Source organism: Ancylobacter aquaticus, from assembly GCF_004339465.1.
Classification (GTDB): Bacteria; Pseudomonadota; Alphaproteobacteria; order Rhizobiales; family Xanthobacteraceae; genus Ancylobacter; species Ancylobacter aquaticus.
Map to the genome: position 1 here is coordinate 944,132 of NZ_SMFY01000001.1, position 26,641 is coordinate 970,772.

Consider the following 26,641-nt stretch of genomic DNA (forward strand, 5'->3'; position numbering starts at 1 on the left):
TTTACGAAGGAGCGGCGCCGCAATGCGCAACATTATTACCCTTATCGTAGGACGGCGCGTCGCCGCGGAGTTGGCCTGAAGGCTGCTCCGCCCAACGGTGACGCGCGGAAAATGGCCCCTGACGGGGCCTTTTGATTTTCTGGCCCTCCCTTCGACCATTCCGCTAACGACGCAAATTCTGCAACGACGCAAGAGACGACGAGCGTAGAAGGAAAAAGACCATGATGCGCGAGATGACCGGCGCCGAAATGGTGATGCAGGCCCTGATCGATCAGGGCGTCGAGCACATGTTCGGCTATCCCGGCGGCGCGGTGCTGCCGATCTATGACGCCATGTTCCACCAGAACCAGGTGAAGCACATTCTCGTGCGGCACGAGCAGGGCGCGGTGCACATGGCGGAGGGCTATGCCCGCTCCTCCGGCAAGGTCGGCGTGGTGCTCGTCACCTCCGGCCCCGGTGCCACCAATGCCGTGACCGGCCTGACCGATGCGCTGCTGGATTCCATCCCGCTCGTCTGCATCACCGGCCAGGTGCCTACCCACCTCATCGGCTCGGACGCCTTCCAGGAGTGCGACACGGTCGGCATCACCCGGCCCTGCACCAAGCACAACTACCTCGTCCGCGATATCAACGACCTCGCCCGCGTCATGCACGAGGCGTTCTATGTGGCGCAGAACGGGCGCCCGGGTCCCGTCGTCGTCGACATCCCGAAGGACGTGCAGTTCGCCAAGGGCATGTATGTCGGGCCGGAGAACATCCAGCACCGTACCTACCAGCCGCGCCTGAAGGGCGACCCGGAAAAGATCAAGACCGCCGTCGAGATGCTGGCCAAGGCCAGGCGACCGATCCTTTATACCGGCGGTGGCGTCATCAATTCCGGCCCCGAGGCCAGCCGCCTGCTGCGCGAATTCGCCCGGCTGTCCGGCTATCCCGTCACCTCGACGCTGATGGGGCTCGGCGCCTTCCCGGCCTCGGACCGGCAGTGGCTGGGCATGCTGGGCATGCACGGCACCTATGAGGCCAACATGGCGATGCATGATTGCGACGTCATGGTGTGCATCGGCGCGCGCTTCGACGACCGCATCACCGGCCGGCTCGATGCCTTCTCACCGGATTCCAAGAAGATCCACATCGACATCGACCCGTCCTCGATCAACAAGAACGTCAAGGTCGACCTGCCGATCATCGGCGATGTGAAGCATGTGCTCGAAGACATGCTCACTGTCTGGCGCGGCATGAAGGCCGAGCCGGACCGGCGCGCGCTTGCCGGCTGGTGGAGCCAGATCGACAAGTGGCGCGCCCGCAAGTCGCTGGCCTTCACGACCTCCGACCGCATCATCAAGCCGCAGCAGGCGGTCAAGGCACTGTACGACCAGGTGAAGGACAAGGACGTCTACATCACCACCGAAGTCGGCCAGCACCAGATGTGGGCGGCGCAGCACTTCCACTTCGAGCAGCCCAACCGCTGGATGACGTCCGGTGGCCTCGGCACCATGGGCTATGGCCTGCCGGCGGCGATCGGCGTGCAGGTGGCCCATCCCGACAGCCTCGTCATCGACATTGCCGGCGAGGCCTCGATCCAGATGTGCCTGCAGGAAATGTCGACCGCGCTGCAGTTCGACCTGCCGGTGAAGATCTTCGTGCTCAACAACGAATATATGGGCATGGTGCGCCAGTGGCAGGACCTGCTGCATGGCGGGCGCTACTCGCATTCCTATTCGGAATCGTTGCCGGACTTCGTGAAGCTGGCGGAAGCCTATGGCGGCGTCGGCATCCGCTGCTCTAACCCGGCCGATCTCGACGGCGCGATCCACGAGATGATCAACGTCAACCGCCCGGTGCTGTTCGACTGCCTGGTCGACAAGACCGAGAACGTGCTGCCGATGATCCCCTCGGGCAAGCCGCACAACGAGATGATCATGCCCGATCATCCCGAGGCGCTGGACGACGCCATCGACGAGGAAGGCAAGATGCTGGTGTGACGCGGGTTTTCGCCGCGTTCGCCTCCCTCCCTCATCCCCGGGCCTGGCCCGGGGACCCAGCGGTGCGGTGCCGTGCCGACGCCTGGGCGGCCGGGTCAAGCCCGGCCATGAGGGCCGATGGATGTTCCGCTTTCAAGTAGCCCTTTTCAGAGTGCCCCCATGCCTCCCGTCATCGAGCCTGCCGAGCGCCACACCCTTTCCATGCTGGTCGACAACGAGCCGGGCGTTCTCGCCCGCATCGTCGGCTTGTTCTCCGGGCGCGGCTACAACATCGACAGCCTGACCGTTTCCGAGGTCAGCCACGCCTCGCACCTCTCGCGCATCACTGTGGTGACGACGGGCGCACCGCCGATCATCGAGCAGATCAAGAGCCAGCTCGACCGGCTGGTGCCGGTTCACCGTGTTGTCGACCTCACCGTGGTCGGCAAGGCGGTGGAGCGCGAGCTGGCTCTCATCAAGGTGCGCGGAAAGGGCGAACTGCGCCAGGAGGCGCTGCTGATCGCCGACAGTTTCCGCGCCCGCACGGTGGACACGACGCTGGAGAGCTTTGTGTTCGAGATTACCGGCAAGCCGGAGAAGATCGACCAGTTCGTCTCGCTGCTGGAGCCGCTCGGCCTTGTCGAGGTCTCGCGCACCGGTGTCGCCGCCATCGGCCGCGGCGCCGAGGGCATGTGAAGACAGGGCGCGGCGGCGCCGATCGCCGCGCCGCCGGGCGCTTCAGCCCGCGAAACCGCCGGCCTTCAGGAAGGCGTGCTCTTCCTCCGACATGTCGCGCCCCAGCACCGGGTTGCGGTGCGGAAAACGGCCGAAATCGCGGATGATGTCGTGATGGACGACGGCATGATGCACGCCCTCCTCGTCCCCCGCCGCTTCGCACAGCGCAATGCAGCGCTGCTGGTCCGCCAGTTCCTCCGAATGCATGAACGGCACGTAGTAAAAGCGCCGTTCCGGTAGCTCGAAGGCACGGTCGAACCCGCGCGCGATGGCGGCCTCCGCCACCTTGAGGGCCTGCGCGTCGGTGGCGAAGGCCTGTGGCGAGCCGCGGAACAGGTTGCGCGGGAACTGGTCGAGCAGCAGGATCAGGCCATAGCAGCCCTCGGCCGTTTCCTCCCACGCTCCTAGCGCACCGGCGGCGGCGGCCTCATAGGCGTGGAGGAAGCGGGCACGGATGGCGGCGTCGAAGGCGTCGTCCTTCTCGAACCAGCGTTCCGGCCCGGCGTCGCGCCAGAAGCCGATAATCTCGGCGGCAGTGGGCTGGCTCATCGCAGGTCTCCCTTTTGCTGTCGGTGCCCCGACATAATGGCGCGGCAGCGAAAGTCGAGCCCCGTTCGGTGGCGATGCCGCACTGCACCCTCCGCTCTTGGCCTCAGCGCGGAAGGCATGTGAAGATGCCGCTTTCGCGGGTGCTTCGCGGCGCCTTGCGTCGCCGCCTCGCCAGAGCGAGGGGAACGCGACATCGTGAGCGAGAGTGCAGGCGTGGTGCCGGCGGCCGGCACGGGCAAACCCTTCTGGTTGCAGGCGGCGCCGGTTCTCTTCCTGTTGCTCTGGTCGGGCGGCTTTGCCGTCGGCAAGATCGGCATCCTGTCCACCGGCCCCTTCACCCTGCTGGCAATGCGCTATGGGCTGGTGCTGGTGGTGCTGCTGCCGCTGCTGGCCTGGTTCCGTCCGGCCCTGCCGCGCACGGGACGGGAATGGCTGAACCTCTTCGTTGTCGGCTTCCTGATCCAGGTCCTGTATTTCGACCTGAGCTATTTCGCGTTCCGCCATGGCATCTCGGCGGGGGCGCTGGCGCTGATCGTCTCCATGCAGCCCATCGTGGTCGGCCTCGCCGCGCCGGTTTTCGCTGGCGAGCGGGTCGGCCTGTTGCGCTGGGGCGGGCTACTGCTCGGGCTTGCCGGTGCGGGGCTGGTGATCGTCTCGCGCGCCGCCATCGAGGTCACTTCGCCCGGCGTCATCCTGCTGGCGGTGGGGGCGTTGCTCGCCATGTCCACGGCCTCGCTCTACGAGAAGCGTCACGGCATCGCCCAGCACCCGCTGGTCACGAACTGCGTGCAGTATGCCGTCGGCTTCGTGTTCACGCTTCCGCTCGCCCTGATGCTCGATGACGGGCATGTCGAATGGTCGGTCTCCTTCGTGGCGGCGCTGGCCTATCTGGTCATCGGCAATTCGCTCATCGCCATTTCGCTCTACCTCGCCATGATCCGCGCCGGCGAGGTGTCGAAGGTTTCCGCGCTTTTCTTCCTGGTGCCGCCCTGCTCGGCGCTGATCGCGTTTTTGCTTCTCGGCGAGGCGATGCCGCCGCTCGCCTGGGCAGGCATGGCTCTGGCCGCCTCCGGTGTCGCGCTGGCTTCGGCGCAGCCCCTGACATGGCGGGCCCGCCTCGCCGCCCTTCGCCGCCGCTGACGTCGACAGGGCCCGGCCACTTGCGGAGCGGCATGGGCTGCTATAGGAGAACCGTAACGTACGGTACGGACTTTTCTCCGCCATGACGATGCCCGCCGACCCGCAGGACGAGACGTTGACGGAGCGCCAGCAGGCGGTCCTCGACGCCGTGCTGGCGCTGATGGTGGAGCAGGGCGGCGAGCTGACCATGAATGCGGTGGCGCGCCGCGCCTCATGCTCCAAGGAAAGCCTGTACAAATGGTTCGGCGACCGTGACGGGCTTCTGACCGCGACCGTGCGCTGGCAGGCCTCCAAGGTCCGCGCCGGCAACTACGACCGCACGAAACTCGACGCCCTCGCGTTGCGTGACAGCCTGACCCGCTTCGCCACCAACTGGCTCGGCGTGATCTCCAGCCCCACCTCGATCGCGCTGAACCGCTTCGCCATCGCCCAGGCCGAGACGGGCGGGGGCAAGCTCGGCGCGATCATGCTGGCCAATGGCCGCTTCGCCATCGGCGCCCGGCTGAAGCCGGTGCTCGACGCCGGGCGCGAGGCCGGGCTGATCGCCTTCGACGACACCGAGACCGCCTTCCGCAGCTTCATCGGGCTGGTGGGGCGCGACGTGCAGATCAGGCTGCTGCTCGGCGACACGCTGGTGCTGACGCCCGCCGATATCGAGCGGGACGCGGCGCGGGCCACCGAGCAGTTCCTCGCTCTCTACGGCAGGGCCAACCCCATGCCGGCCTCCCAAAAAACCAACGCATGACAAAGGAGACACCCATGCGCGTTTATTACGACCGCGACGCCGACGTGAACCTGATCAAGGGCAAGAAGGTCGCCATCATCGGCTATGGCTCGCAAGGCCGCGCCCATGCGCTGAACCTCAAGGAATCCGGCGTCAAGGAGATCGCCGTCGGCCTGAAGCCCGGCTCGGCGACCGCCAAGAAGGTCGAGGCTGACGGCCTCAAGGTGATGACCGTCGCCGAGGTCGCCAAATGGGCCGACCTGATGATGATGGCCACCCCGGACGAGTTGCAGGCCGACATCTACCGCGACGAGATCGCCCCCAACATCCGCGACGGCGCCGCCATCGCCTTCGCCCACGGCCTCAACGTGCATTTCGGCCTGATCGAGCCCAAGGCCAGCGTCGACGTGGTGATGATCGCCCCCAAGGGCCCCGGCCACACCGTGCGCGGCGAATACCAGAAGGGCGGCGGCGTGCCGTGCCTCGTGGCCGTGCACCAGGACGCCTCGGGCAACGCGCTCGACCTCGGCCTCTCCTACGCCTGCGGCGTCGGCGGCGGTCGCTCGGGCATCATCGAGACCACCTTCAAGGAAGAGTGCGAGACCGACCTGTTCGGCGAGCAGGTGGTGCTGTGCGGCGGCCTCGTGGAGTTGATCCGCGCCGGCTTCGAGACGCTGGTGGAAGCCGGCTACGCCCCGGAAATGGCCTATTTCGAGTGCCTGCACGAGGTGAAGCTGATCGTCGACCTCATCTATGAGGGCGGCATCGCCAACATGAACTACTCGATCTCCAACACCGCCGAATGGGGCGAATACGTCTCCGGCCCGCGCATCATCACCGCCGAGACCAAGGCCGAGATGAAGCGCGTGCTCACCGACATCCAGACCGGCAAGTTCACCTCCGACTGGATGCAGGAATACAAGGCCGGTGCCTCGCGCTTCAAGGGCATCCGCCGCATGAACGACAGCCATCAGATCGAGCAGGTCGGCGAAAAGCTGCGCGGCATGATGCCGTGGATCGGCGCGAACAAGCTGGTCGACAAGGCGAAGAACTGAGGTCAAGCGGGAAACCGCTTTCCACAGGTCTTCCACAGGTAACCAACAGAGCTATCCGCTATTCGCCCACAGGCTTTCCGGACCTCCGCTATCTTGACCGTCAACGGTTTGCGGAGGCCCGGATGGGCGAGACGGACGATTTCGAGTGGGACGACGACAAGGACGCGGCAAACCGTGCCAAGCACGGTTTGCCGCTCCGCCTCGGCGAGTTCATCTTCGATGGGCGCCTGCGCTTGGAGCCGTCCTTCCCGCGAATGGTCTCCGGCGAGCCGCGCTATGTCGCCATGGCCGATCTCGCCGGGCGTGTGATACTCTGCGTGTATGTCTGGAGAGGGCGCCGTGGGCGCCTTATATCGGTGAGACGTGCACATCGGAGCGAGAGACGTGTCTTCGCACAAGCCATCGAAGGAAGCTGAACGGCTTTTGCAGGCGTTCGACTGGTCAAAGGTCGATGCGCTGACGGATGATCAGATCATCGAGGCTGCAAAGGCGGACCCCGATAGCGTCATGCCCACGGAGGCCGAACTCGCCGAGTTCGATCTAGTGCTTCCCGCCAAGGCGCGGCGGGAGATGGCGCAGGCCAAGGCGCCGCGGGCGGGCGACGGAGACGACGATTCCGACCGCAACAACCCGCCCAAGGAAGCCGCCGAATAGGCGCCACCCCGCCCGCCCCTCAGTAGCCCAGCGCCTTCATCGCCGCCGCGCTGGGGGCGAGCAGGAGGAAGGCCCACGCCATGGCGGAGGCGATATTGGCGATCTGAAATTTCAGGTTCGGCATGGCGAACATGCCGGCGATAAGCGGGATGAACGCCCGCAGCGGGCCGAAGAAGCGGCCGATGAACACGCTCCATATCCCGTAGCGCAGGAAGAAGCGCTCACCGCGCGCCATGAGATCGGGGAAATTGCGCAGCGGCCAGACGCGGGGCGCGCGGTCCTTCAGATGATAGCCGATGGCATAGGAGATGGCATCGCCCAGAATGGCGCCGAGGGTGGCTGCCAGCCAGACCGGCAGGAACGGCGCGCCGCCCGCCGCGATCAGCGCCCCGAGCCCGACGAGCACGAAGGTGGCGGGAAAGAACAGCGACACCACCACCAGCGATTCGCCGAAGGCGAGGATGAAGGCGATCCACGGCGCCCAGTGCGCGTGCGTCTCGACGAAATCCAGTACCTGCCTTGCATAGACTTCCAGCCCCATCAGTGCGTCGCCTTCACAGCCGGTCGCGCAGGGCGAAATAGCTCATGCCGGCCACCAGCAGCGGCCACCGCATCAGCGGCCCGCCAGGGAAGGCCGGCACCGGCAGGCGCGCCAGCAGGTCGAACTCGCCGAGCTGACCCTTGACCGCGTGCGCCAGCAGCTTGCCGAAATAGGGCGCCAGCATCACCCCCTGCCCGGAATAGCCGGCGGCGGTGAGCACGCGGGGCGAGAGCTTTCGCACGAAGGGCAGGCGGGTCATGGTGATGCCGAGAACACCGCCCCAGCCATAGTCGATGGGCACATCGGCAAGCTGGGGGAAGATTTTCAGCATATAGGGGCGCACGAACTCCCCGGGATTGGGCCGCAGCCCGCGCCGGTAGCTCTCGCCGCCGCCGAACAGCAAGCGACCGTCGCGCGACAGTCGGTAATAATTGACCACGAAGCGGGTGTCGGCCACCGCCGCGTCGTTGGCGATGATCTCCTTCGCCCGCTCCCCGAGCGGGGCGGTGGCGGCGATGTAGTTGCAGATCGGCATGACATGGGTGTCGACGCGCCGGTCGAGCCCGTCCTGCAGCCCGTCGCCGCATTCCAGAACCCAGTCCGCCTCCACCGAGCCGGCGGCGGTGACGACCCGGACCTTCGCCCCCTCCTCGATACGCAGGGCGCGCGATTGCTCGAACAGCCGGGCGCCGGCCCGCCGGGCGGCCTCGGCGAGGCCGAGCGCGAAGTTAAGCGGGTGCAGGTGCCCGCCGCCATGGTCGATCATGCCGCCGTGATAGACGTCGGAGCCGACCATTTCGCGCAGTTCCTCGCGGGTCAGCGGCGCGGCGTGGGGGTAGTCGTAAACGTCGCGCAGATTGCGGGCATAGGCGTGGCTGTGGGCGACATAGCCCGGCTTGTGGTCGGCTTCGATGAGCCCCGGCCGCAGGTCGCAATCGATGGCGTGGCGTTTGATGAGATCGTGAAGCAGCGCCTTGGCGTCTTCGGCCAGTCGCCAGAGCGCCTTGGCGTCGTCGAGGCCGACACGCGCCTCCAGCCAGTCCTGATCGCGCCGCTGGCCGCTGTGGATCTGCCCGCCATTTCGGCCGGAGGCGCCGGAGCCGACGCGCCCGGCTTCCAGCAGCACCACATCAAGCCCGGCTTCGGCCATGTGCAGCGCCGCCGACAGCCCGGTATAGCCGCCGCCGATGACGCAGACATCCGCCCGCGCCCCGCCCTGCAGCGGAGGCAGCGGGGAGGAGCGGTTCGCCGTGGCGGCGTACCAGCTTTGGGGATGGTCGATCTCAGACGCCATGCTCACTCAACTCCAGCCGCCCGTTCAGCGCCGCGCGAACAGGCGCTCTATATCGGCAAGCGCCAGCGTGACGAAGGTCGGCCGGCCATGATTGCACTGGGCGGCGTTGGGCGTCTCTTCCATTTCGCGCAGCAGGGCGTTCATCTCTTCCACCCGCAGCCGGCGGCCGGCGCGCACCGAACCGTGGCAGGCCATGGTGGCGGCGATATGGAGAAGCCGGCGCTCCAGCGGCAGCGCGTCGTCCCATTCCGCCGCGTGCTCGGCCAGTTCGCGCAGCAGGGCGGTGATGTCGGCACCACCCAGCAGTGCCGGCACCTCGCGCACCAGCAGCGCGCCGGCCCCGAAGGGCTCGACGACGAGGCCGAGCTTTTCCAGCGCCGGCGCCCGCTCCGCCAGCCGTGCCGCCTCGGACGGGTCAAGCTCGACCACGAGAGGCACCAGCAGCATCTGCCGGGCGAGGCCGTCGCGCGCCATCGCCGCCTTCAGCTTCTCATAGACGATGCGCTCATGGGCGGCGTGCTGGTCGATCACCACGACGCCGTCGCTGGTCTGGGCGATGATGTAGGTCTCGTGAAGCTGCGCCCGGGCGGCACCGAGCGGGCGCTCCAGCGCCTCCGGCGCGGCGGGGGCGGCATTGGCGCGGGCGTCGGCGCCCGGCGCGAGGCCAAGGCCGAGCCCGCCCTCGGGGGCATCGAAATGGAAACGCGCCGGCGCCTCCCGAAAGCCCGTGCCGGCCTCAGCCGGCCGAGTGCCGGCAAGGCCCTCCGGCGCCGCCCAGGAGCGCGTCCAGTCGTGATTCCCCGGCCGCGCCTCGGGCCGGAAGCTGGTGTCAAAATCGCGTCGGGCGAACTGCGCCAGCCGGTCGGCGGCGGTGGAGGTGGTGCGTGGTGCCCCTGATGTGAGCGCGTCGGTGAGCGTGCGGAAGATCAGCGCGCGGATGTTGCCAGCGTCGCGGAAGCGCACCTCGGTCTTGGCGGGATGCACGTTCACGTCGACTTCGCGCGGGTCGAGGTCGATAAACAGCGCCGTCACCGGGTGCCGGTCGGAGGGCAGCAGGTCGGAATACGCGGCGCGGATGGCACCGATCAGCACCTTGTCGCGTACCGGGCGGCCGTTGACGAAGAGGTATTGCGACAGCGAATTGGCCTTGGAATAGGTCGGCAGGCCGGCAAGGCCCGACAGCCGCGCTCCCTCGCGCAGCCCCTCGACATCGAGCGCGTTGCCGCCGGCCTCCTGCCCCAGCACGTCGGCGATGCGGGCGCGCTGCCCGGCTGGGTCGCGCGACCGGGCTGGCCAGGTGAGCGGAGGACGGTCATCGGCGATCAGCGTGAAGCCGACCTCCGGCCGGGCGAGCGCCAGGCGCTTGACCGTGTCGATCGCTGCCGCCGTCTCGGCGCGCTCGGATTTGAGAAACTTCAGCCGCGCCGGGGTGGCGAAGAACAGGTCGCGCACCTCCACCCGTGTGCCGAAGCCGAGCGCGGCCGGGCGCACCGGGGCTTTCGCGCCGCCCTCGACCCGGATCTCGAATGCGCTTTCGGCCTCGCGCGGCCGGCTGGTGATGGCGAGCCGTGCCACCGCGCCGATGGAGGGCAGCGCCTCCCCGCGAAAGCCCAGCGTGTGGATGGCGAGCAGGTCCTCGCTGTCGAGCTTGGAGGTGGCGTGGCGCTCCACCGCCAGCGCCAGCTCGTCGGCGTTCATGCCGCAGCCATCGTCGGTGACGCGCAGCAGCCGCCGGCCGCCGCCGTCGATGACGATTTCGACCCGCGTGGCGCCGGCGTCGAGTGCGTTTTCGACGATCTCCTTCAGAGCTGCCGCCGGACGCTCGACCACCTCGCCCGCGGCGATGCGGTCGACGAGGGTGGAAGGCAGAAGGCGCAGCGGCATGGTGGGTCCGGGCAGGGTCCGATTCGGGGGCTCGGCCGCGAGTATAGCCGACGGCGACGCGGCTTCACGAATCGGGAAAGCCGAGCCAGGGCTCGATGCGCTCCCAGGTCTGGTCCATCGCCCATGCCGGGAAGAAAGGTATGGGGAAATGGCCGTAGAACAGCGACATCTGCCATTCGGCCGGTTCCTCGCCGGCCTTGGCGATGCTGGCGAGATACAAAGCGGAGGCGATGCCGGAGCGGTCGGCGCCGCCGCGGCAGTGCACCAGAATAGGCTTGGGCGAGCGGCGCATGAGGGCGATCAGCGCCTCCACCTGGGGCTGGGTCAGCTCGCGCCCGGCCGAGAGCTGGAAGTCGACATGGGTGATGCCGAGCGCCCGGCTCGTCGCCACTTCGCGCTGATACCAGGGTTTGGAGGAGGGCCCGCGCAGGTTGATCACCGTGGCGATGCCATATTCCGCCTTGAGGCCAGCCAATTGGTCAGCGTCAATCTGCGCCGAACGGTAAAGCTCGTCGGCGACCACCGTGTGGAAATTGCCGACAAGCTGCTCGATACCGAGAAAGCCGCCGAGCAGGACAAGCACGCCGAGCAGACTCCAGCCGAGGCCGCGCCGAATGTGCCGCGACAGCGGGCGGCGGGCGTCGGCGGGCGGGCCCATATCGGCCGGCAAGGTCATGTTGGTGGTACCGGGTGGCGGAGACGTCGGTCGTACCGCCGCATCGTGTCACAAATCAGCCCTCCGCTGCCGCCATGCGCTCGGCCTTCTGGCGCTCGATTTCCTGACGCTTGGTCATGATCGAGACGAAGATCACCACCACCGTGACGATGGCGATGAGGATGGTGCAGGCGGCGTTGATTTCCGGGGTCACGCCGAGCCGGACCTGGCTGTAGATCCGCATCGGCAATGTGGTGGCGCCCGGCCCGGTGGTGAAGCTGGCGATAACCAGATCGTCCAGCGAGAGGGTGAAGGCCAGCATCCAGCCTGAAATTACCGCCGGCAGGATGATCGGCAGCGTCACCACGAAGAAGGTCTTGAAGGGCGGGCAGCCGAGATCGAGCGCGGCTTCCTCCAGCGAGCGGTCGAAGGTGACGAGGCGCGACTGCACCACCACCGAGACGAAGCACAGAGTGAAGGTGATGTGCGCCAGCGTGATGGTCCAGAAGCCGCGATCCAGCCCGATGGCGACGAAGAGCAGCAGCAGCGACAGGCCGGTGATGACTTCCGGCATGACCAGCGGGGCGTAGACCATGCCGGAGAACAACGTGCGGCCGGTGAAGCGTCCATAGCGGGTGAGGGTGATGGCCGCCAGCGTGCCGAGCACGGTGGCGACGGTGGCCGTGAGGAAGGCGACGCGCAGCGTCACCCAGGCGGCGTCCAGCAATTGCTGGTTCTGGAACAGTTGCCAGTACCAGTGGGTGGAGAAGCCGGCCCACACCGTCACCATCCGCGAGGCGTTGAACGAGTAGATCACCAGCAGGATGATGGGGATGTAGAGGAAGGCGAACCCCAGCGCGATGGAACTGACGTTGAACCAGGAGAGTCCCTTGCGCATCAGCGTCTCTCCATCTCGCGGGCCTGCAGGTTCTGATAGAAGACGATCGGGATCACCAGCACCATCAGCAGCAGCACCGCCACCGCCGAGGACACGGTCCAGGAGCGGTTCACCGAGAATTCGGTCCACAGCACCTTGCCGATCATCAGCGTGTCCGAGCCGCCCAGCAGGTCGGGGATGACGAACTCGCCCACCGCCGGGATGAAGCACAGCAGGCAGCCGGCGAAGACTCCCGGCAGCGAGAGCGGCCAGGTGATCTTCCAGAACGCCGCGAAGGGCGGGCAGCCGAGATCGGCGGCGGCCTCAAGCAGCGTCTCGTCCATCTTCTCCAGCGCTGCGTAGAGCGGCAGGATCATGAAGGGCAGATAGGAATAAACGATGCCGATATAGACCGCCGTGTCGGTGTTGAGGATCTGCAGCGGCGCGTCGCGGTTGACGATACCGAGCGCGAACAGCAGCTGGTTGAGCAGCCCCTCGGGCGAAAGGATGCCGATCCAGGCATAGACGCGGATCAGGAACGAGGTCCAGAACGGCAGGATCACCAGCATCAGCAGCGTCGGGCGGATCGATTTCGGCGCCCGCGCCATGCCATAGGCGATGGGGTAGCCGACCAGCAGCAGCAGGATGGTGGAGATGCCGGCGATCCACAGGCTCGAGCCATAGGCCTCGATGAACTCATTGTCCCACGAGAGCACATAGCCGTAATTCTCGAAGGAGAGCTCGGCGAAGTTCTCCCGGAACAGCGCCCAGCCCCCCGACAGGTCGAAGGTCGGGAGGTAAGGCGGCTGCGCGATGGCGTCCTGCGACAGGCTGATCTTGAAGACGATCAGGAACGGGACGAGGAACAGCGCCAGCAGCCACAGATAAGGAACGGCGAGGACCAGCCATCGCCCAGTCGCCTTGCTTGCCATGGAGGTCTCCTCAGCTCGTCAGGACCACGCCGGCATCGGGCGAGAAGTACACATAGACCTTGTCGTCCCAGGTGATGGGGCGCTCGACCATGCGGGTGAGGTTGGGCTTGGCGGCCTTGACCCGGGCGCCGCCGGGCAGCTCGACATGGTAGATCGACAGGTCGCCGAGATAGCCGATGTCCCAGATCTCGCCCTGGAGGCAGTTGACGTTCGGGTCGGCCGGAGCGTCGAATTCGACCCGCATCTTTTCCGGCCGCAGAGCGATGGCGACGCTGTCGCCCGGCTTGGCCGGGCAGTCCTGCGCGATGCGGAAGCGCCGCTCCGGCGCCGCCAGCGGGCGCAGCGTGATCATGCCCGGTTCGACCGCCTCGACCGTGGCGTCGAGAATGTTCACGTCGCCGACGAAATCGGCGACGTAGCGGGAATTGGGGTGCTCGTAGATCACCGCCGGCTGGTCGACCTGCACCAGCCTGCCCTGGTTCATCACCGCGATGCGGTCGGCCACCGTCATCGCCTCTTCCTGGTCGTGGGTGACGATCAGGAAGGTCATGCCGAGCTCCATCTGGATGTCCATGAGCTCGAACTGCGTCTCCTCGCGCAGCTTCTTGTCGAGCGCGCCGAGCGGCTCGTCGAGCAGCAGCACCTTGGGCCGCTTGGCCAGCGAGCGGGCCAGCGCCACGCGCTGGCGCTGGCCGCCGGAAAGCTGGTGCGGCTTGCGCTTGCCGAACTTCTCCAGCTTCACCAGCTTGAGCATCTCCTCGACGCGGGCATTGACCGCGCCCTTCTCCATGCGGTCCTGCCGCAGGCCGAAGGCGATGTTGTCCCAGACGGTCATGTGCGGGAACAGCGCATAGGACTGGAACATCATGTTGGTCTGCCGCTTGTAGGGCGGCGTGCCGACGAGGTCCTGCCCGGCGAGCAGGATCTGGCCCTCGGTCGGGTCCTCAAAGCCGGCAAGCATGCGCATGAGCGTGGTCTTGCCGCAGCCGGACGGGCCAAGCAGGGCGAAGAATTCGCGCTCATAAATGTCGAGGGAGAGGTTGTCGACGGCCACGAACTCGCCGAAGCGCTTGGTGACGTTCTTGTACTGGATCAGCGGGACGGCCTGCGGGTCGTTCCAGGGAGCGAAAGAGCGGCGGATGCCGCCAATGGTCTTCTGCGTCTTCTCGGTGACGCCGGTGTTCATGCTGACTGACCCCGTTCCCCCGCCGCCCATGTCGGCCGGTAGACGCTAACCGGCTTCGGGCGGCGGCTCAACGGCACAATGCGAACATTTTTACCATGCCTTGAAAGGCGGCGATGGCGGCTTCGCCTTGACGGCCATAAGCGGGGCGTGATTGCCTCTGGCGGCGCAGAAAGCGCATCAGGAAGGCAATCATGGCCAAGAAGAAGCGTTCCGACAAGGACGCGGTCGACAATCCCCGCGGTGTGGCGTCCCTCGCCGAGGCGAAGGCGTGGATGGGCGCGCGGGGCATCACCGAGATCGAATGCGCCGTCCCGGATCTTGCCGGGGTGGGGCGCGGCAAGATCATGCCGGTGTCCAAGTTCCTGTCCGGCCCGACGATGAACCTGCCGCTCAGCGTGTTTTTCCAGACCATCTCCGGCGACTACCCGCCCTATGACAACCTCGTCGATTCGGTGGTGGTGGACAGCGATCTGGTGATGGAGCCGGATTTCTCGACGCTGGCCATCGTGCCTTGGGCGCAGGACCCTACCGCTCAGATCATCCACGACGCCTATCACCGCGACGGCCGCCCGGTGGAGCTCGCCCCCCGGCAGGTGCTGAAGAACGTGGTCGACCTCTACGCCAAGAAGGGCTGGAAAGCCGTGGTGGCGCCGGAGATCGAGTTCTACCTGGTCGAGCCGAACATCGACGCCGACTACCCGCTCAAGCCGCCGATCGGGCGCTCGGGCCGGCCGGAAATCGGCCGCCAGTCCTATTCGATCCAGGCGGTGAACGAGTTCGATGCCCTGTTCGAGGACATGTACGACTATTCCGAAGCGCAGGGCCTGGAGATCGACACGCTGATCCACGAGGACGGCGCGGCACAGATGGAAATCAACCTGCTGCACGGCGACCCCATCGTGCTCGCCGACCAGGTGTACCTGTTCAAGCGGACGATCCGCGAGGCAGCGCTGCAGCACAAGATCTACGCCACCTTCATGGCCAAGCCGATCGCAGACGAGCCTGGCTCGGCCATGCACATCCACCAGTCGATCGTGGATGGCGAGACCGGCAAGAACATCTTCTCCGACGCCGAGGGCGACCCGACGCCGGAATTCTTTTCCTTCATCGCCGGCCAGCAGCGCTATCTGCCGGCCGTCATGTCGATCCTCGCGCCTTACGTGAACTCCTACCGCCGGCTGACGCGCGATTCGATGGCGCCGATCAACGTGCAGTGGGGCTATGACAACCGCACGGCGGGCCTGCGCATTCCGCCCTCCTCGCCGGCGGCGCGGCGGGTCGAGAACCGGGTGCCTTCTTCCGACGCCAACCCCTATCTCGTCATCGCCGCCTCGCTCGCCTGCGGCTATCTCGGCATGGTGGAAGGGCTGCGCCCGACCGAGCCGCTGGAATCGGACGCCAAGGGGCTCGACTTCGAGCTTCCGCGCGGTCTGCTGGAGGCGGTGGCGGCGATGCAATATTCCGAGGAAATCGCCACCGTGCTCGGGCCGTCCTTCGTGAAGACCTACACGGCGGTGAAGCAGACCGAGTTCGACACCTTCATGCGGGTGATCTCGCCTTGGGAGCGAGAATATCTGCTGCTGAACGTGTGAGGCGTCGGATTCTCGTGGGGGCATGGCCCGCCGGCTGCTCCCAGAGCGCCGTTATGCCCGGGCCTAGCCCGGGTATCCATGATTGCAGCTGATGAGTCGTCAATCCCCGGGCCACGCCCGGGGATTGACAGTGTGCGAGCGGGCAGGCCGCGCTACGCCTCCGCCAGAATCTCCCGCACGCGCGGGATGACCCTGGTGCCGTAGAGTTCGATGGCACGCATCATCCGCGCATGCGCCAGCGGGCCGGCGCTGTATTTCAGGTCGAAGCGCGACAGGCCGAGCGTCTTCGCCGTCTTGGCGATCTTGCGCGCCACCGTTTCCGGCGCGCCGAGATAGAGCGAGCCGTGCTCGATCTCGCGCTCGAAGGCGTCGCGACCATAGGGCGGCCAGCCGCGCTCGGCGCCGATGCGGTCATGCATGCGCTTGTAGTCGGCGTAAAATTCCTCGCGCGCCTGTTCGTCGGTGTCGGCGACATAGCCGTGCGAATGCACGCCGATGGGCTGTACCGCGCCCCCGAGCTGGCCCACCGCCTTGTGGTAGAGCTCGACATAGGGGGCGAAGCGGGCCGGGTTGCCGCCGATGATGGCGAGCATCATGGGCAGGCCGTAGCGCGCCGCGCGGACCACCGATTCCGGCGAGCCGCCCACCCCGATCCAGGTCTTCAGCGTGCCGGCCTCGACCAGCGGATAAACATGCTGGCCCGTGAGCGGGGGCCGCAAATCACCCTTCCAGGTGACGCCTTCGGGGGTGCCATTGTCGCGCAGCAGCGCTGCGAAAAGGTCCAGCTTCTCGGTGAACAGCGCCTCATAGTCCTTCATGTCGAAGCCGAAGAGCGGGAAGGATTCGGTGAAGGAACCGCGCCCGAGAATGACCTCCGCCCGCCCGTTCGACAGGGCGTCGACGGTGGCGAAGCGCTGGAACACTCGGATCGGGTCGTCGGAGGACAGCACGGTGACGGCCGAGCCGAGGCGGATCCGCTTCGTGCGCGTGGCGATGCCCCCCAGCACGACCTCGGGCGCCGAGACGGCGAAATCGTCGCGATGGTGTTCGCCCACGCCGATGAAATCGATGCCGACCTCGTCCGCCAGCACCGCTTCCTCCACGAGGTCGCGGATCACCTGCGCATGCGGGAGCGGCCGTCCGTCGGCGCTAGAGGTGACGTCGCCGAAGGTGTCGAGGCCGAGTTCGAGAAGCTGTGCCATGGGAGAGGTCCCCTTTCTCCGGCATCGCGCCGGCGCTCCCCATATGGACCGGGCGCGCCGGCCGCGCATCCTCGCCGGTGCAAGGATGGGCTTTCGCTTTCGCAAGCTGGGGCGAGGGCAGAAAAAAAGCCCGCTGGCAGAACCAGCGGGCTTCAAGTCGGCGACACGAGGGGGTCGATGTCGCCGTAGACTCGTTCGGCCGGGGGCGGCCGGATACGGGAATCGGGCATGGTCAGCCGCAGGAGACGGTATCGTCGCGGCGCGGGGTGACAGACGTATGGCCGGTGGCGCTGTCACGGCGGGCCTCCCGCGCGGCGTCCTGGCGGGCGGCTTCGCGCAGCGCCTCGCGCATGGTCATGCGGCGGGCGGCGCGGCGTTCCACCGAGCGCACGACGAGCAAGGCCGTCGGGTCCTGCCAGAGCGGGCCGGACGAGGCGTCGAGCAGGTCGCCGCGGGTGAGGCCGATGTCGCGCAGCATGCGCTCGTCGAACCCGCCGAGCTGGGCGAGGTGGCGCCGACGGGCGACCGCCTTGATGAACTGGATGGAACCCACAACAGCGGCGATCAGCAGACCGCTCGCCGCGGTACCGAACGAGGAGAACGCGGTTCTCCGGACTTCGCCAACATACGACATCGTATCCTCCATGTGCCGGCCGCACAGCGACGACGTTGGGCTTTTTGATAGCGGGCCGGCGCCTGGGCCACCCGATATCGACGTCATCCGTTCGCGGCGGGATCGTTATGAAGGACGGCAATCAATCACACTAGCGAATGTTTATGATCGCTGATATCATGAATGTTGATGATAGGCCGTCGTGAGGGCTCCGATGAGCGTGTTGCTGGACATTGATCAATTAAGAACATTCATCGCAATCGCTGAAACGGGCAGTTTCACGAAAGCCGCTGAAGTGGTTCATAAGACCCAATCTGCGGTGTCGATGCAGATGAAGAGGCTGGAGGAGCGGGTCGGCCGGGCTATCTTCGCCCGCGACGGGCGCGCCTCGCGCCTGACCGACGAAGGCGACCGGCTGCTCGACTATGCCCGCCGCATCGTCAAGCTGAACATCGAGGCGATGGCCAGCCTCGCCTCGGCCGAACTGTCGGGCCGGGTGCGCCTCGGCGTGCCGGACGATTATGCCGACCGCTATCTCCCCGAGATCATGGCGCGGTTCTCCGCCACCCATCCCAATGTCGAGCTGACCGTGGTGTGCGACCCCTCGACCGACCTCGTCGACCGCATCGACACCGGCGATCTCGACCTCGCCATCATCACCGATTGCGAGACGATGAACCGCGAGACCGAAATCATCCGCCGCGAACAGTTGCTCTGGGTAGGCTCCACCCGCCATTCCCTGCATCTGGAAACGCCGGTGCCGCTGGCGCTGGGACGGCAGACCTGCAACTGGCGGCAGGAGGCAATCGGCATGCTGCAGTCCGCCGACCGGCCCTTCCGCATCCTTTACACCTCGTCGAACTCGACCGCTGTCTCGGCGGCGGTGCTAGCCGGGCTGGCCATCTCCGTGCTGCCGGAATCGGGTCTGCGCCCCGGCATGCGGGTTCTGGGACCCTCCGACGGCTTTCCCACGCTGGCCCCCTGCCGTATCGGCCTGCTGCGCAACCGGCACGAACCCTCGCCGCTGGCCGACGCGCTGGCCCATCATATCGTGCAAGGCCTCGACAATATTTCCGAGGCGGCGATCGCGGCGGAGTAGGGTTTTCCGCCGCCCACGCCGTTCCTGCGTCTTTTCAGTAGGCGTCCTCAATGAAGACCGGTTCGACCGAGCGGTTCCACGCGCCCTCATAGCGCGCCAGCAGCAGTTCTGCCGGGGTCTGGCCGGCCGCGAGGCTGGCGTCGAGGGGGGCGAGGAAGCGACTTTCGTCGCGGCCCTGGCTGTCGCGATAGTCGCGGCGGGCGAGCCCGGCGCGGGCAATCTCGACCACCTCGCGCGCCAGCTCCAGCATCGAGCGGCCGGCGATCTCCGCCTTGAAGCCGAGGCGGGGCACGTCGTCGCGCAGCTTTTGCCGTTCCTCGGCGGTCCAGCCCTTGGCGAGGTCCCATGCGGCATCGAGGCTGGTGGTGTCGTAATAGAGCCCGGTCCACAGCGCGGGCAGGGCGCACAGGTTGCGCCACGGGCCGCCATCGGCGCCGCGCATTTCGAGATACCGCTTCAGCCGCACCTCGGGGAAGATGGTGGAGAGGTGGTTGGCCCAGTCGGAGACGGTAGCGGTCTCACCCGGCACGGCGGGGTGCCGGCCGGCGAGCAGGTCTCGGAAGGACGAGCCGGCGACGTCGATATAGGCGTCGCCGCGCTTGATGAAGTACATCGGCACGTCGAGGGCGTAGTCGACATAGCGCTCGAAGCTCATGCCGTCCTCGAAGGCGAAGGGCATCATGCCGGCGCGGTTATTGTCGGTGTCGCGCCAGATTTCCGAGCGGAAGGAGAGGAAGCCGTTCGGCTTGCCTTCGGTGAACGGCGAGTTGGCAAACAGGGCGGTGGCCACCGGCTGAAGAGCGAGGCCGACGCGCAGCTTCTTCACCATGTCGGCTTCCGAGCCGAAATCGAGGTTCACCTGCACGGTGCAGGTGCGGAACATCATGTCGAGGCCGTGCGTGCCGACCTTCGGCATGTAGTTGGCCATGATCTTGTAACGCCCCTTGGGCATGACAGGGGTCTGCGCCAGCGTCCATTTCGGGCTCATGCCGAGGCCGAGGAAGCCGAAGCCGAGTGGCGTCGCCACTTCGCGCACCTGTTCGAGATGGCTGTTCACCTCGGCGCAGGTCTCGTGAAGGGTGATGAGCGGCGCGCCGGAAAGCTCGAACTGCCCGCCCGGCTCCAGCGAGATCGCCCCGCCGCCGACCGTGTCGGCAAGACCGATGATGGTCTCACCCTCCATGATCGGTTCCCAGCAGTTCAGCGCCTGCATGCCTTCCAGCAAGGCGCGGATGCCGTTCTCGCCCTCATAGGGCACCGGATCATGGCCGTTCAACGTGAAGGGGAACTTCTCGTGCTCGGTGCCGATGCGGAATTTCGACGTCGCCTTGCTGCCCTCTTCAAACCACGCGACGAGTTCGTCGCGGCTTTCGATGGGCTGCGTGTCGATCTGGTCTCGCGCCATGGGGAACTCCGGCCGGCATGTTTGGCGCGCGACCATACACAGGCGCAGGCGCGGCGCAAATCACTGTAACTACCGACCGAAAATGGAGATTGCGCCGGCGCAAATGACCCAGCGTACCTTACGTTACGGCTGCTACGCCCATTTCCCCGACTGCGCCCATCCCCTACTGCGCCGAGGCGTGGGTGAGCCAGGTCTTCACCGCGTTCAACCCCTCATCGCGGTTGCCGGTCCGGTGGGCGGCTTCCTGGTAGACGGCGATCTGGATATCGGCGCTGGTGCCGCCGCTGATGATGGTGCGCAGATGCTCCAGTTCGGCACGCCCGCCGAGCGCGTCGGCATCATCGGTGAGCTGGTCGATCAGGCGCTCCACTGCCTGCGCCACCGGCACCGCCTCGCGGGCGTGACGGTCGACGAAGCTGCCATGGATGCCGTAGCGCTGGGCACGCCATTTGTTCTCCACCGCGATGGCGCGGTCCACCGCGTCGATGCCGACATTAAGACGGGGGTTGCGCACGAGATGACGCACCAGCGCCCGGTACAGCGCGGCGATGGCGACCGAATCCTCCACCCGCGTGCAGCTGTCCGGGGCGCGCAACTCCAGGGTCGGGTGCTTTTCCGAGGGGCGGATGGTCCACCAGACATAGCTGGAATCGCGGATCGCCCGGGCCGCCACCAGCGCGTCGATATAGTCCCGGTAGTCTTTCGCACTCTCGAACAGTTCCGGCAGGCCTGTGCGCGGCAGTTCGTCATAGGCTGCGAGGCGGTAGCCCATCAGGCCGGTGCGCCGGGATTCCCAGAACGGGGAGGAGGTGGAAAGCGCTACGAAGACCGGGAGATAGGGCAGGATGCGGCGCATGACGTCGATGCGCTGGTCGGCGTCGGGCAGTTCCACATGCACATGCATGCCGCACAGCATGTTGCGCTCGCCGGGCATCTGCAAATCGTGCATCAGCCCGTCGTCGCGCTGCGTTGGCGGGCGCTTGCCGCTCTGCCAATTGGCGGTGGGATGGGTACCGGCGGCGATGAAGGCGAGATCGAACCCCGCGCTCACCTCGGCGAGGCTGCGGCGCAGCCCGTGCAGTTCCCGCCGGGCGTCGGCAGCGGAGCGGTGCGGGCGGGTCATCACTTCGATCTGCGCGTGCAGCCTCTCGCCGCTGACGCCGGGGCCGAGCGCCTCGCGGACCGAGCCCATATAGGCGGCCGGCATCCGACGCAGGGCGCTTTTGCCTGCGTTCTCGACGATGAAATATTCTTCCTCGATGCCGATGCGGTACTCTTCCGTGCTCGCCGCAGACATGGCGTCCTCCCCGCATTCAATCCCGGATGGCCTCTATCGCGAAGCTTAGCCGACGGTGAATCGGCTAGCCAAGAGGCGGGTGAGGGATGGTGAAAAAGTAAGACGGGAATGTGACCTTTAAAAAAGTAAGTATTCTAGATCTCATTATAGTTGTTCGATTTAAGAAATGATTTTTATTATATATTTTTCGTGGGCTGAAGGTGTTCTGGCCGGGTTTCGGCGCCGTCAGCGCAGCGTTTGTCGGGCGGCTTCCACCAGAGCGAGCGCCGCCACGGCGGCGGTGTCGGCGCGCAATATGCGCGGACCGAGCGACAGCACGATGGCGCCGGGGCGGGTGGCGAGGAGGCGGCGCTCCTCGTCGGCAAAGCCGCCTTCCGGGCCGATCAGCACGGCGAGCGGGCCGGCGATGGCCGCGCGCAGCGGCGCCAGCGGGTCGGCCTGCGGCGCCGCCTCGTCGCAGAAAACCAGCGTGCGCTCGGGCGGCAGGTCGGCGAGCCAGCGCGGCAGCGCGACCGGCTCCAGCACCTCGGGCAGAGTGAGGATGCCGCATTGCTCGGCGGCTTCGATGACATTGGCGCGCATGCGCTCTGTGTTGACGCGCGTCGCCTGGGTACGGCGGGTCATCACAGGCACCAGCCGGCCGGCGCCCATCTCCACCGCCTTCTGCACCATGTAGTCGAGCCGCGCATGCTTGAGCGGGGCGAAGACATAATCGAGGTCGGGCCGTGCCGACTGGTGCCGCAGCTGCGCCTCGCAGCGCAGCAGCACCTCGCGCCGCCCACCCGCCTCGCGCACCGCGCGCCATTCGCCATCGCGGCCATTGAAGAGGTGAAGGTGTCCGCCCACCGGAAGCCGGATCACATCGGAGACATAATGCGCCCGGTCGCGGTCGAGGCTGATGCTGGCACCCTCGGCCAGGGCGTCATCGACGAAGAGCCGCTGGGCGCGAAAATCATAGGGCTCGGCTGTGGAATCGTCGTGAGCGCGGGTCATGGGTCGATTTTTATCCGGAATTTGCAGGCAATATCGCGTGCGCCGTGATGTTGCCCAATCTTTAATGCCTCTGTATCACGCTTGGTCAACGACACGGCACCGATCGACCTCCTGATGAGAGATTGGCCTTTGAACAGTCACTCGATGCGCCTGCGGGCGGGCTCCGCGCTGGCGACCCTGGCGGGGCTCGCGCTTGTCGGCCTGCTGGGCACGCTTCCGGCCAGCGCCCAATGGATCGGCGCGCCCGGTGGTTCGACCGACGGCGCCTCCTCTGGCACGGTGACGGTTACGCCGCCGCAGGCCGAGCCGTCGGCCCAGCCGGCCCCGGGCTTCAGCCCCAGCGCCGCCCAGCCGGCTCCCGGCTTCAACTCCGGCATTGGTCAGCCGGCTCCCGGCTTCTCCTCCAGCCCCGGCGTGAGCGCGCCGCAGCAGCAGGCCAATCCCAACGCGGCCGAGTGCCAGGGACAGGTTGTCAAGCTGCGCGAAGACCTCGAAAAGCGCGGCGGGGCCCTGCAGGCCGCCTCGAAAAAGAAGCTTCCGCCCAGCGAGCTGTGCCCGATGTTCCGCACCTTCGCCAACGCGCAGCAGGCCTTCTATTCCTTCCTCAGCACCAACAAGGCCAAATGCGGCGTGCCGGACGATGTGCTGTCGAAGTTCAAGGAGAACGTCACCTCTGTGAACTCGACGCGCAACCGCGTCTGCGAAGTGGCAAAGATGCAGGAGAGCGGCGCCGGTGCCGGCCCCAGCGGCCCGCCGGCCCAGGGCTCGGTGTCCGCGGGCCTTGGCCTGTCGACCGGGCTGCCGACGATGGAAGCTCCTCCGGGCGGCGTGTTCGACACGCTCGGTGGCGACGCGCTGCGCTGAACCGATGACGACCGCCGCGCCGTCTCCCGTCGCGCCGGCCCCGGCCGATTCAGCGGGCAATTGGGTCGATCGCTATGCGCCCGCCGCGCTGCGCCCCTTTCTCCGCCTTGCCCGGGCTGACCGGCCGATCGGTAGCTGGCTTCTGCTGATTCCCTGCTGGTGGTCGCTGGCGCTCGCCCTGCGCATGCAGGCGGCGAACGGCACGCCGGCCTTTGGGCATGCTGCGGCGTGGGCGGCGCTTTTCGCCATCGGCGCGGTGGCCATGCGCGGCGCCGGCTGCACCTGGAACGACATTCTCGACCGCGACATTGACGGCAGGGTGGAGCGCACCCGCTCCCGCCCGCTGCCCTCCGGGCAGGTGACGCTTACCGGCGCGCTGGTCTTTCTTGCGCTGCAGGGCCTGGCCGGGCTTGTGGTGCTGCTCTGCCTGCCGGGTTTCGCCATCTGGGTGGCGCTGTCCTCGCTCGGGCTGGTGGCGATCTATCCGCTGATGAAGCGGGTGATCTGGATTCCGCAGCTGGTGCTAGGGCTCACCTTCTCCTGGGGCGCGCTGATGGGTTTCGCCGTGCTGGTGGAAGCGCTGCCGGCCCCGGCCTTCCTGCTCTATGCAGGCTCGGTGCTCTGGGTGGTGGGCTATGACACCATCTATGCGCATCAGGACCGCGAGGACGACGCCATCGTGGGGGTGAAATCCTCCGCCCTGCTGTTCGCCGGCGACACCCGCAAATGGCTGGTCGGGCTCTATGGCGCGGCGGTGGTGCTGATCGGCCTTGCCTTGGGGATGGCCGGGGCGGGGCCATGGGCGTGGGGCGGGCTCGGCATCTTCACCGTGCAGCTTGCCATTCAGATAGGCCGGCTCGACATTGACGACCGCGCGCTGTGCCTGCGCCTGTTTCGTTCAAACCGCGATGCCGGGCTGGTTCTGCTCGCCGGCCTCCTCGCCGACGCGCTGCTGGCCTGACGCGCCGCCCGCCCGGCCCTGTGGGCAAGCGGGAGGTTGCTGCGGCGGGGCAGGTGGTGGTAAGCAGCGCAAACCTTTTAAACCTACGGTTCCCATGAGCATCCGCCTGCATCGCGGCGATCTTGTCGATCTCGCCCGCTATACTCCCGAAAACGCGCCCTTCGTCGCCATCGACACCGAGACGCTCGGCCTCAAGCCGCACCGCGACCGGCTGTGCGTGGTTCAGCTGTCGCCGGGCGACGGCACCGCCGATGTGGTGCAGATTCCCGCCGGGGCGGGGCCGGGCAGCGCGCCGAACCTCGAAAAGCTGCTCACCGACCCGCGCATCGTGAAACTGTTCCACTATGCCCGCTTCGACGTGGCGGTGCTCGGCAAGACGTTCGACCTCACGGTCTCGCCGGTGTGGTGCACCAAGATCGCGTCGCGACTGACCCGCACCTATACCGACCGGCATGGGCTGAAGGAACTGGTGCGCGAGCTGCTCGGCATCGACCTCTCCAAGCAGCAGCAGAGTTCGGACTGGGCGGCCGAGGAACTGAGCGACGCGCAGCTGCACTACGCCGCCTCCGACGTGTTGCACCTGCACGCGCTGCAGGCGAGGCTCGCCGCCATGCTGGCGCGCGAGGGACGCGGCGAGCTGGCGCAGGCCTGCTTCGGATTCCTGCCGACCCGCGCCAAGCTCGACCTCGCGGGATGGCCGGACGAGGATATTTTCGCGCATATGTGAGCGCACCGCCCGACAATCGCCGGCTTCTCGGGCGAGTGGGGAGCGTGCGGCCGCTCCGGCTTGCGCCTTCGGTCGGAAGCCGCCATCTTGAGCGGCGGCCAGGGGTGCGGAGGACGGCCGTCAGTCGGGGATGAACCGTCGCGCATGAACAAGCATGTCGAACCCCCCGTTACACGGGGCGCGAAAGCGAGCGAGCCGGTGGCGCGCCGCGCAGCGACTCATGACCGCTCGCAGGCGCAGCTGTTCAAGAACGCCCGGCGCCACAGCCGCCGGGTGCGGTTCTTTCGCGTCGCGCTGCCGCTCGGCGTGGTGCTGGCGCTCGGCGCCACCGTGGCGATCAACTATCTCGACCCTTTCACCCTCGCCGTCGACCTGCCCTTCGATCTCGGGCGGGTGTCGCTGTCGGGCACGCAGGTGAAGATGGAATTCCCCCGCCTGCACGGCTTCACCGCCGATAATCGCGGCTACAATGTTTCCGCGATCTCCGCCTCGCAGGACCTGACCCAGCCCAACCGCATCACCCTCGACAAGATCGAGGCGAAGCTGGAACTGGCGGACAAGGGCTGGGCCAACCTCACCGCCATCGGCGGCAGCTACGATACCGAGACCGAAAATCTTACCCTGGATGGCGGCGTGTCCTTCGACACCTCGTCCGGCTATGGCGGGCGGCTGAAGGAGGCCTCGATCGACATCAAGGGCGGCAAGATGATGTCGAACAGCCCGGTGGAGCTGACCTATCTCGACGGCAAGCTGACCGCCGACACGCTGGAGGTGTCGCAGAAGGATTCGCGCGCGCTGCTGGTCGGCAATGTGCAGCTGGACTTCAAAATGCCGGCAGCGGAGGGGCAGGCGGCCAATGGCGGGCAAGGGGCAGCTCCAGGCGCGGCTGCGCCTGCGCCGGCCGAGGGGGTCGCCCCCGGGGCGGGCGTCCCTGGAACCACACCGTGAAGGCACCCTCATTGAACCGTCGGCGCGGGGCGGCTAGACATGTCGGCATGAACACGCCCCGCGCCTTCACCCGTGCCGGCCTCGCCGCCCTTCTCGTTTCCGCGTGCCTCGGCCCGCTGGCGCCTGCGGCTCTGGCCCAAGGCAATAATGTGCCGAATGCCCTTCAGGGCTTCGCGGCGAATCGCGATGCGCCGATCCGCATCAACGCCAACAGCCTTGAAGTGCGCGACCAGCAGAAGCAGGCGGTGTTCAGCGGCAATGTGGTGGTGCAGCAGGGCGACACCACCATGCGCTGCAAGGAACTCGTCGTTTTCTATGACGGCAAGGAAGCGGGCGGCAAGGAGGCGGCGGCGCCTTCCGGCGAGGCGCTGGCCGCCGGCAGCCCGATCAACTCTTCCGCCATCCGCCGGCTTGAAATCAATGGTTCGGTGGTCGTGACCACCAAGGAGCAGACCGCGACTGGCGACCAGGGCGTGTTCGAGACCAAGGCGAACACCATCACCCTCACCGGAAACCCCGTCGTGCTCACCTCCGGGCCGAACGTCATTCGCGGCAAGAGGCTGACCGTCGACCTGACCAGCGGCCTGTCGCGCTTCGATGGCGGCCGTATCGAGAGCCTGATCGTGCCCAACAGCATGGGCAGCGGCGGCGGCCTGCCTGGCGCCAAGCCGGCCGCCCCGGCGGCCAAGCCCAAACCGGCACCGTAACGCTTGCGGAGCCTGCGGGTCACGGGTTCGCATCTGGCGTCGCCCG

28 protein-coding genes are annotated in these 26,641 nt (G+C 67.0%); 14 read left to right on the forward strand and 14 right to left on the reverse strand.

Annotated elements, in window-relative coordinates:
* The first annotated feature begins 221 nt into the window (after positions 1–221).
* Both EV667_RS04400 and ilvN read left to right on the forward strand, forming a co-directional pair.
* Entirely contained in the window at positions 222–1,982 is a 1,761-nt protein-coding gene (locus tag EV667_RS04400; protein WP_131834067.1) for an acetolactate synthase 3 large subunit, read from the forward strand.
* A gap of 159 nt (positions 1,983–2,141) precedes the next feature.
* A complete protein-coding gene (gene ilvN, locus EV667_RS04405; protein ID WP_131834068.1) occupies positions 2,142–2,657 on the forward strand; it encodes an acetolactate synthase small subunit in 516 nt (171 codons plus the stop codon).
* A gap of 42 nt (positions 2,658–2,699) precedes the next feature.
* Here the strand turns inward: ilvN and EV667_RS04410 are convergent, their stop codons facing one another.
* Entirely contained in the window at positions 2,700–3,245 is a 546-nt protein-coding gene (locus EV667_RS04410) for a DUF924 family protein (RefSeq protein ID WP_131834069.1), read from the reverse strand.
* A gap of 195 nt (positions 3,246–3,440) precedes the next feature.
* On the opposite strand from EV667_RS04410, the gene EV667_RS04415 reads away from it, so the two are divergent.
* The 5 genes from EV667_RS04415 (at position 3,441) to EV667_RS04435 (ending at position 6,818) form a co-directional block, all read left to right on the forward strand.
* The gene (locus EV667_RS04415; protein WP_207907671.1) at positions 3,441–4,385 is read left to right on the forward strand and encodes a DMT family transporter; all 945 of its coding nucleotides are present in this window, start codon (positions 3,441–3,443) and stop codon (positions 4,383–4,385) included.
* Between the two features lie 82 nt (positions 4,386–4,467).
* Positions 4,468–5,130, forward strand: coding sequence for a TetR/AcrR family transcriptional regulator C-terminal domain-containing protein (locus EV667_RS04420; protein WP_131834070.1), 663 nt, complete (start codon positions 4,468–4,470; stop codon positions 5,128–5,130).
* 14 nt (positions 5,131–5,144) lie between these two features.
* Positions 5,145–6,164, forward strand: coding sequence for a ketol-acid reductoisomerase (gene ilvC, locus EV667_RS04425; RefSeq protein WP_131834071.1), 1,020 nt, complete (start codon positions 5,145–5,147; stop codon positions 6,162–6,164).
* A 122-nt stretch (positions 6,165–6,286) separates the two neighbouring features.
* Positions 6,287–6,580, forward strand: coding sequence for a BrnT family toxin (locus tag EV667_RS04430; RefSeq protein WP_131834072.1), 294 nt, complete (start codon positions 6,287–6,289; stop codon positions 6,578–6,580).
* A gap of 7 nt (positions 6,581–6,587) precedes the next feature.
* Positions 6,588–6,818: a hypothetical protein gene (locus EV667_RS04435; RefSeq protein WP_245515963.1), complete on the forward strand. Its 231-nt coding sequence runs from the start codon at positions 6,588–6,590 to the stop codon at positions 6,816–6,818.
* A 19-nt stretch (positions 6,819–6,837) separates the two neighbouring features.
* Here EV667_RS04435 and EV667_RS04440 read toward each other — a convergent pair whose 3' ends face one another.
* The 8 genes from EV667_RS04440 to EV667_RS23045 all read right to left on the reverse strand — a co-directional run bounded on the left by EV667_RS04440 (position 6,838) and on the right by EV667_RS23045 (position 14,386).
* Complete coding sequence (locus EV667_RS04440; RefSeq protein ID WP_131834074.1) at positions 6,838–7,359, reverse strand: DedA family protein; 522 nt, start codon at positions 7,357–7,359, stop codon at positions 6,838–6,840.
* A gap of 13 nt (positions 7,360–7,372) precedes the next feature.
* On the reverse strand, positions 7,373–8,653 hold the full coding sequence (locus EV667_RS04445; RefSeq protein WP_131834075.1) for an NAD(P)/FAD-dependent oxidoreductase: 1,281 nt from the start codon (positions 8,651–8,653) through the stop codon (positions 7,373–7,375).
* A 24-nt stretch (positions 8,654–8,677) separates the two neighbouring features.
* Entirely contained in the window at positions 8,678–10,537 is a 1,860-nt protein-coding gene (gene mutL, locus EV667_RS04450; RefSeq protein WP_131834076.1) for a DNA mismatch repair endonuclease MutL, read from the reverse strand.
* A 64-nt stretch (positions 10,538–10,601) separates the two neighbouring features.
* The gene (locus EV667_RS04455; protein WP_245515964.1) at positions 10,602–11,213 is read right to left on the reverse strand and encodes a phosphatase domain-containing protein; all 612 of its coding nucleotides are present in this window, start codon (positions 11,211–11,213) and stop codon (positions 10,602–10,604) included.
* Positions 11,214–11,268: 55 nt separating this feature from the next.
* The gene (locus EV667_RS04460; protein WP_131834077.1) at positions 11,269–12,090 is read right to left on the reverse strand and encodes an ABC transporter permease; all 822 of its coding nucleotides are present in this window, start codon (positions 12,088–12,090) and stop codon (positions 11,269–11,271) included.
* On the reverse strand, positions 12,090–13,001 hold the full coding sequence (locus EV667_RS04465; protein ID WP_131834078.1) for an ABC transporter permease: 912 nt from the start codon (positions 12,999–13,001) through the stop codon (positions 12,090–12,092). The genes EV667_RS04460 and EV667_RS04465 overlap by 1 nt, the downstream gene beginning before the upstream one ends.
* A gap of 10 nt (positions 13,002–13,011) precedes the next feature.
* Positions 13,012–14,187, reverse strand: coding sequence for an ABC transporter ATP-binding protein (locus EV667_RS04470; protein WP_131834079.1), 1,176 nt, complete (start codon positions 14,185–14,187; stop codon positions 13,012–13,014).
* Positions 14,188–14,254: 67 nt separating this feature from the next.
* Positions 14,255–14,386: a hypothetical protein gene (locus EV667_RS23045; protein WP_280960217.1), complete on the reverse strand. Its 132-nt coding sequence runs from the start codon at positions 14,384–14,386 to the stop codon at positions 14,255–14,257.
* Between EV667_RS23045 and EV667_RS04475 the strand changes: the two genes are divergently transcribed.
* Positions 14,379–15,779 (forward strand): glutamine synthetase family protein, encoded by a 1,401-nt coding sequence (locus EV667_RS04475; RefSeq protein ID WP_131834080.1) that lies wholly within the window; start codon positions 14,379–14,381, stop codon positions 15,777–15,779. The genes EV667_RS23045 and EV667_RS04475 overlap by 8 nt on opposite strands.
* 152 nt (positions 15,780–15,931) lie before the next feature.
* Here the strand turns inward: EV667_RS04475 and EV667_RS04480 are convergent, their stop codons facing one another.
* Positions 15,932–16,981, reverse strand: coding sequence for an LLM class flavin-dependent oxidoreductase (locus EV667_RS04480; protein WP_131834081.1), 1,050 nt, complete (start codon positions 16,979–16,981; stop codon positions 15,932–15,934).
* A gap of 232 nt (positions 16,982–17,213) precedes the next feature.
* Positions 17,214–17,615: a DUF1127 domain-containing protein gene (locus tag EV667_RS04485; protein WP_131834082.1), complete on the reverse strand. Its 402-nt coding sequence runs from the start codon at positions 17,613–17,615 to the stop codon at positions 17,214–17,216.
* A gap of 193 nt (positions 17,616–17,808) precedes the next feature.
* Here EV667_RS04485 and EV667_RS04490 point away from each other — a divergent pair, with 193 nt between their 5' ends.
* Positions 17,809–18,693, forward strand: a complete 885-nt coding sequence (locus EV667_RS04490; protein ID WP_131834083.1) for a LysR substrate-binding domain-containing protein — start codon at positions 17,809–17,811, stop codon at positions 18,691–18,693.
* A 34-nt stretch (positions 18,694–18,727) separates the two neighbouring features.
* Here EV667_RS04490 and EV667_RS04495 read toward each other — a convergent pair whose 3' ends face one another.
* From EV667_RS04495 to EV667_RS04505, 3 genes are all read right to left on the reverse strand, one after another.
* Positions 18,728–20,098: a glutamate--cysteine ligase gene (locus EV667_RS04495; protein WP_131834084.1), complete on the reverse strand. Its 1,371-nt coding sequence runs from the start codon at positions 20,096–20,098 to the stop codon at positions 18,728–18,730.
* 163 nt (positions 20,099–20,261) lie between these two features.
* Positions 20,262–21,395 carry a carboxylate-amine ligase gene (locus EV667_RS04500; RefSeq protein ID WP_131834085.1) on the reverse strand — a complete coding sequence of 378 codons (1,134 nt, stop codon included), beginning with the start codon at positions 21,393–21,395 and terminating at the stop codon, positions 20,262–20,264.
* 225 nt (positions 21,396–21,620) lie between these two features.
* The gene (locus tag EV667_RS04505) at positions 21,621–22,388 is read right to left on the reverse strand and encodes a 16S rRNA (uracil(1498)-N(3))-methyltransferase (protein ID WP_131834086.1); all 768 of its coding nucleotides are present in this window, start codon (positions 22,386–22,388) and stop codon (positions 21,621–21,623) included.
* Positions 22,389–22,517: 129 nt separating this feature from the next.
* Between EV667_RS04505 and EV667_RS04510 the strand changes: the two genes are divergently transcribed.
* The 5 genes from EV667_RS04510 (at position 22,518) to EV667_RS04530 (ending at position 26,595) form a co-directional block, all read left to right on the forward strand.
* A complete protein-coding gene (locus EV667_RS04510; protein ID WP_245515965.1) occupies positions 22,518–23,252 on the forward strand; it encodes a hypothetical protein in 735 nt (244 codons plus the stop codon).
* Positions 23,253–23,256: 4 nt separating this feature from the next.
* Positions 23,257–24,213, forward strand: coding sequence for a 4-hydroxybenzoate octaprenyltransferase (ubiA, locus tag EV667_RS04515; RefSeq protein WP_131834087.1), 957 nt, complete (start codon positions 23,257–23,259; stop codon positions 24,211–24,213).
* 94 nt (positions 24,214–24,307) lie between these two features.
* Entirely contained in the window at positions 24,308–24,940 is a 633-nt protein-coding gene (locus tag EV667_RS04520; protein ID WP_131834088.1) for a ribonuclease D, read from the forward strand.
* A 144-nt stretch (positions 24,941–25,084) separates the two neighbouring features.
* Positions 25,085–25,888 carry a hypothetical protein gene (locus EV667_RS04525; protein WP_245515966.1) on the forward strand — a complete coding sequence of 268 codons (804 nt, stop codon included), beginning with the start codon at positions 25,085–25,087 and terminating at the stop codon, positions 25,886–25,888.
* 47 nt (positions 25,889–25,935) lie between these two features.
* Positions 25,936–26,595, forward strand: coding sequence for an LptA/OstA family protein (locus tag EV667_RS04530; protein ID WP_131834089.1), 660 nt, complete (start codon positions 25,936–25,938; stop codon positions 26,593–26,595).
* Positions 26,596–26,641: the final 46 nt, after the last annotated feature.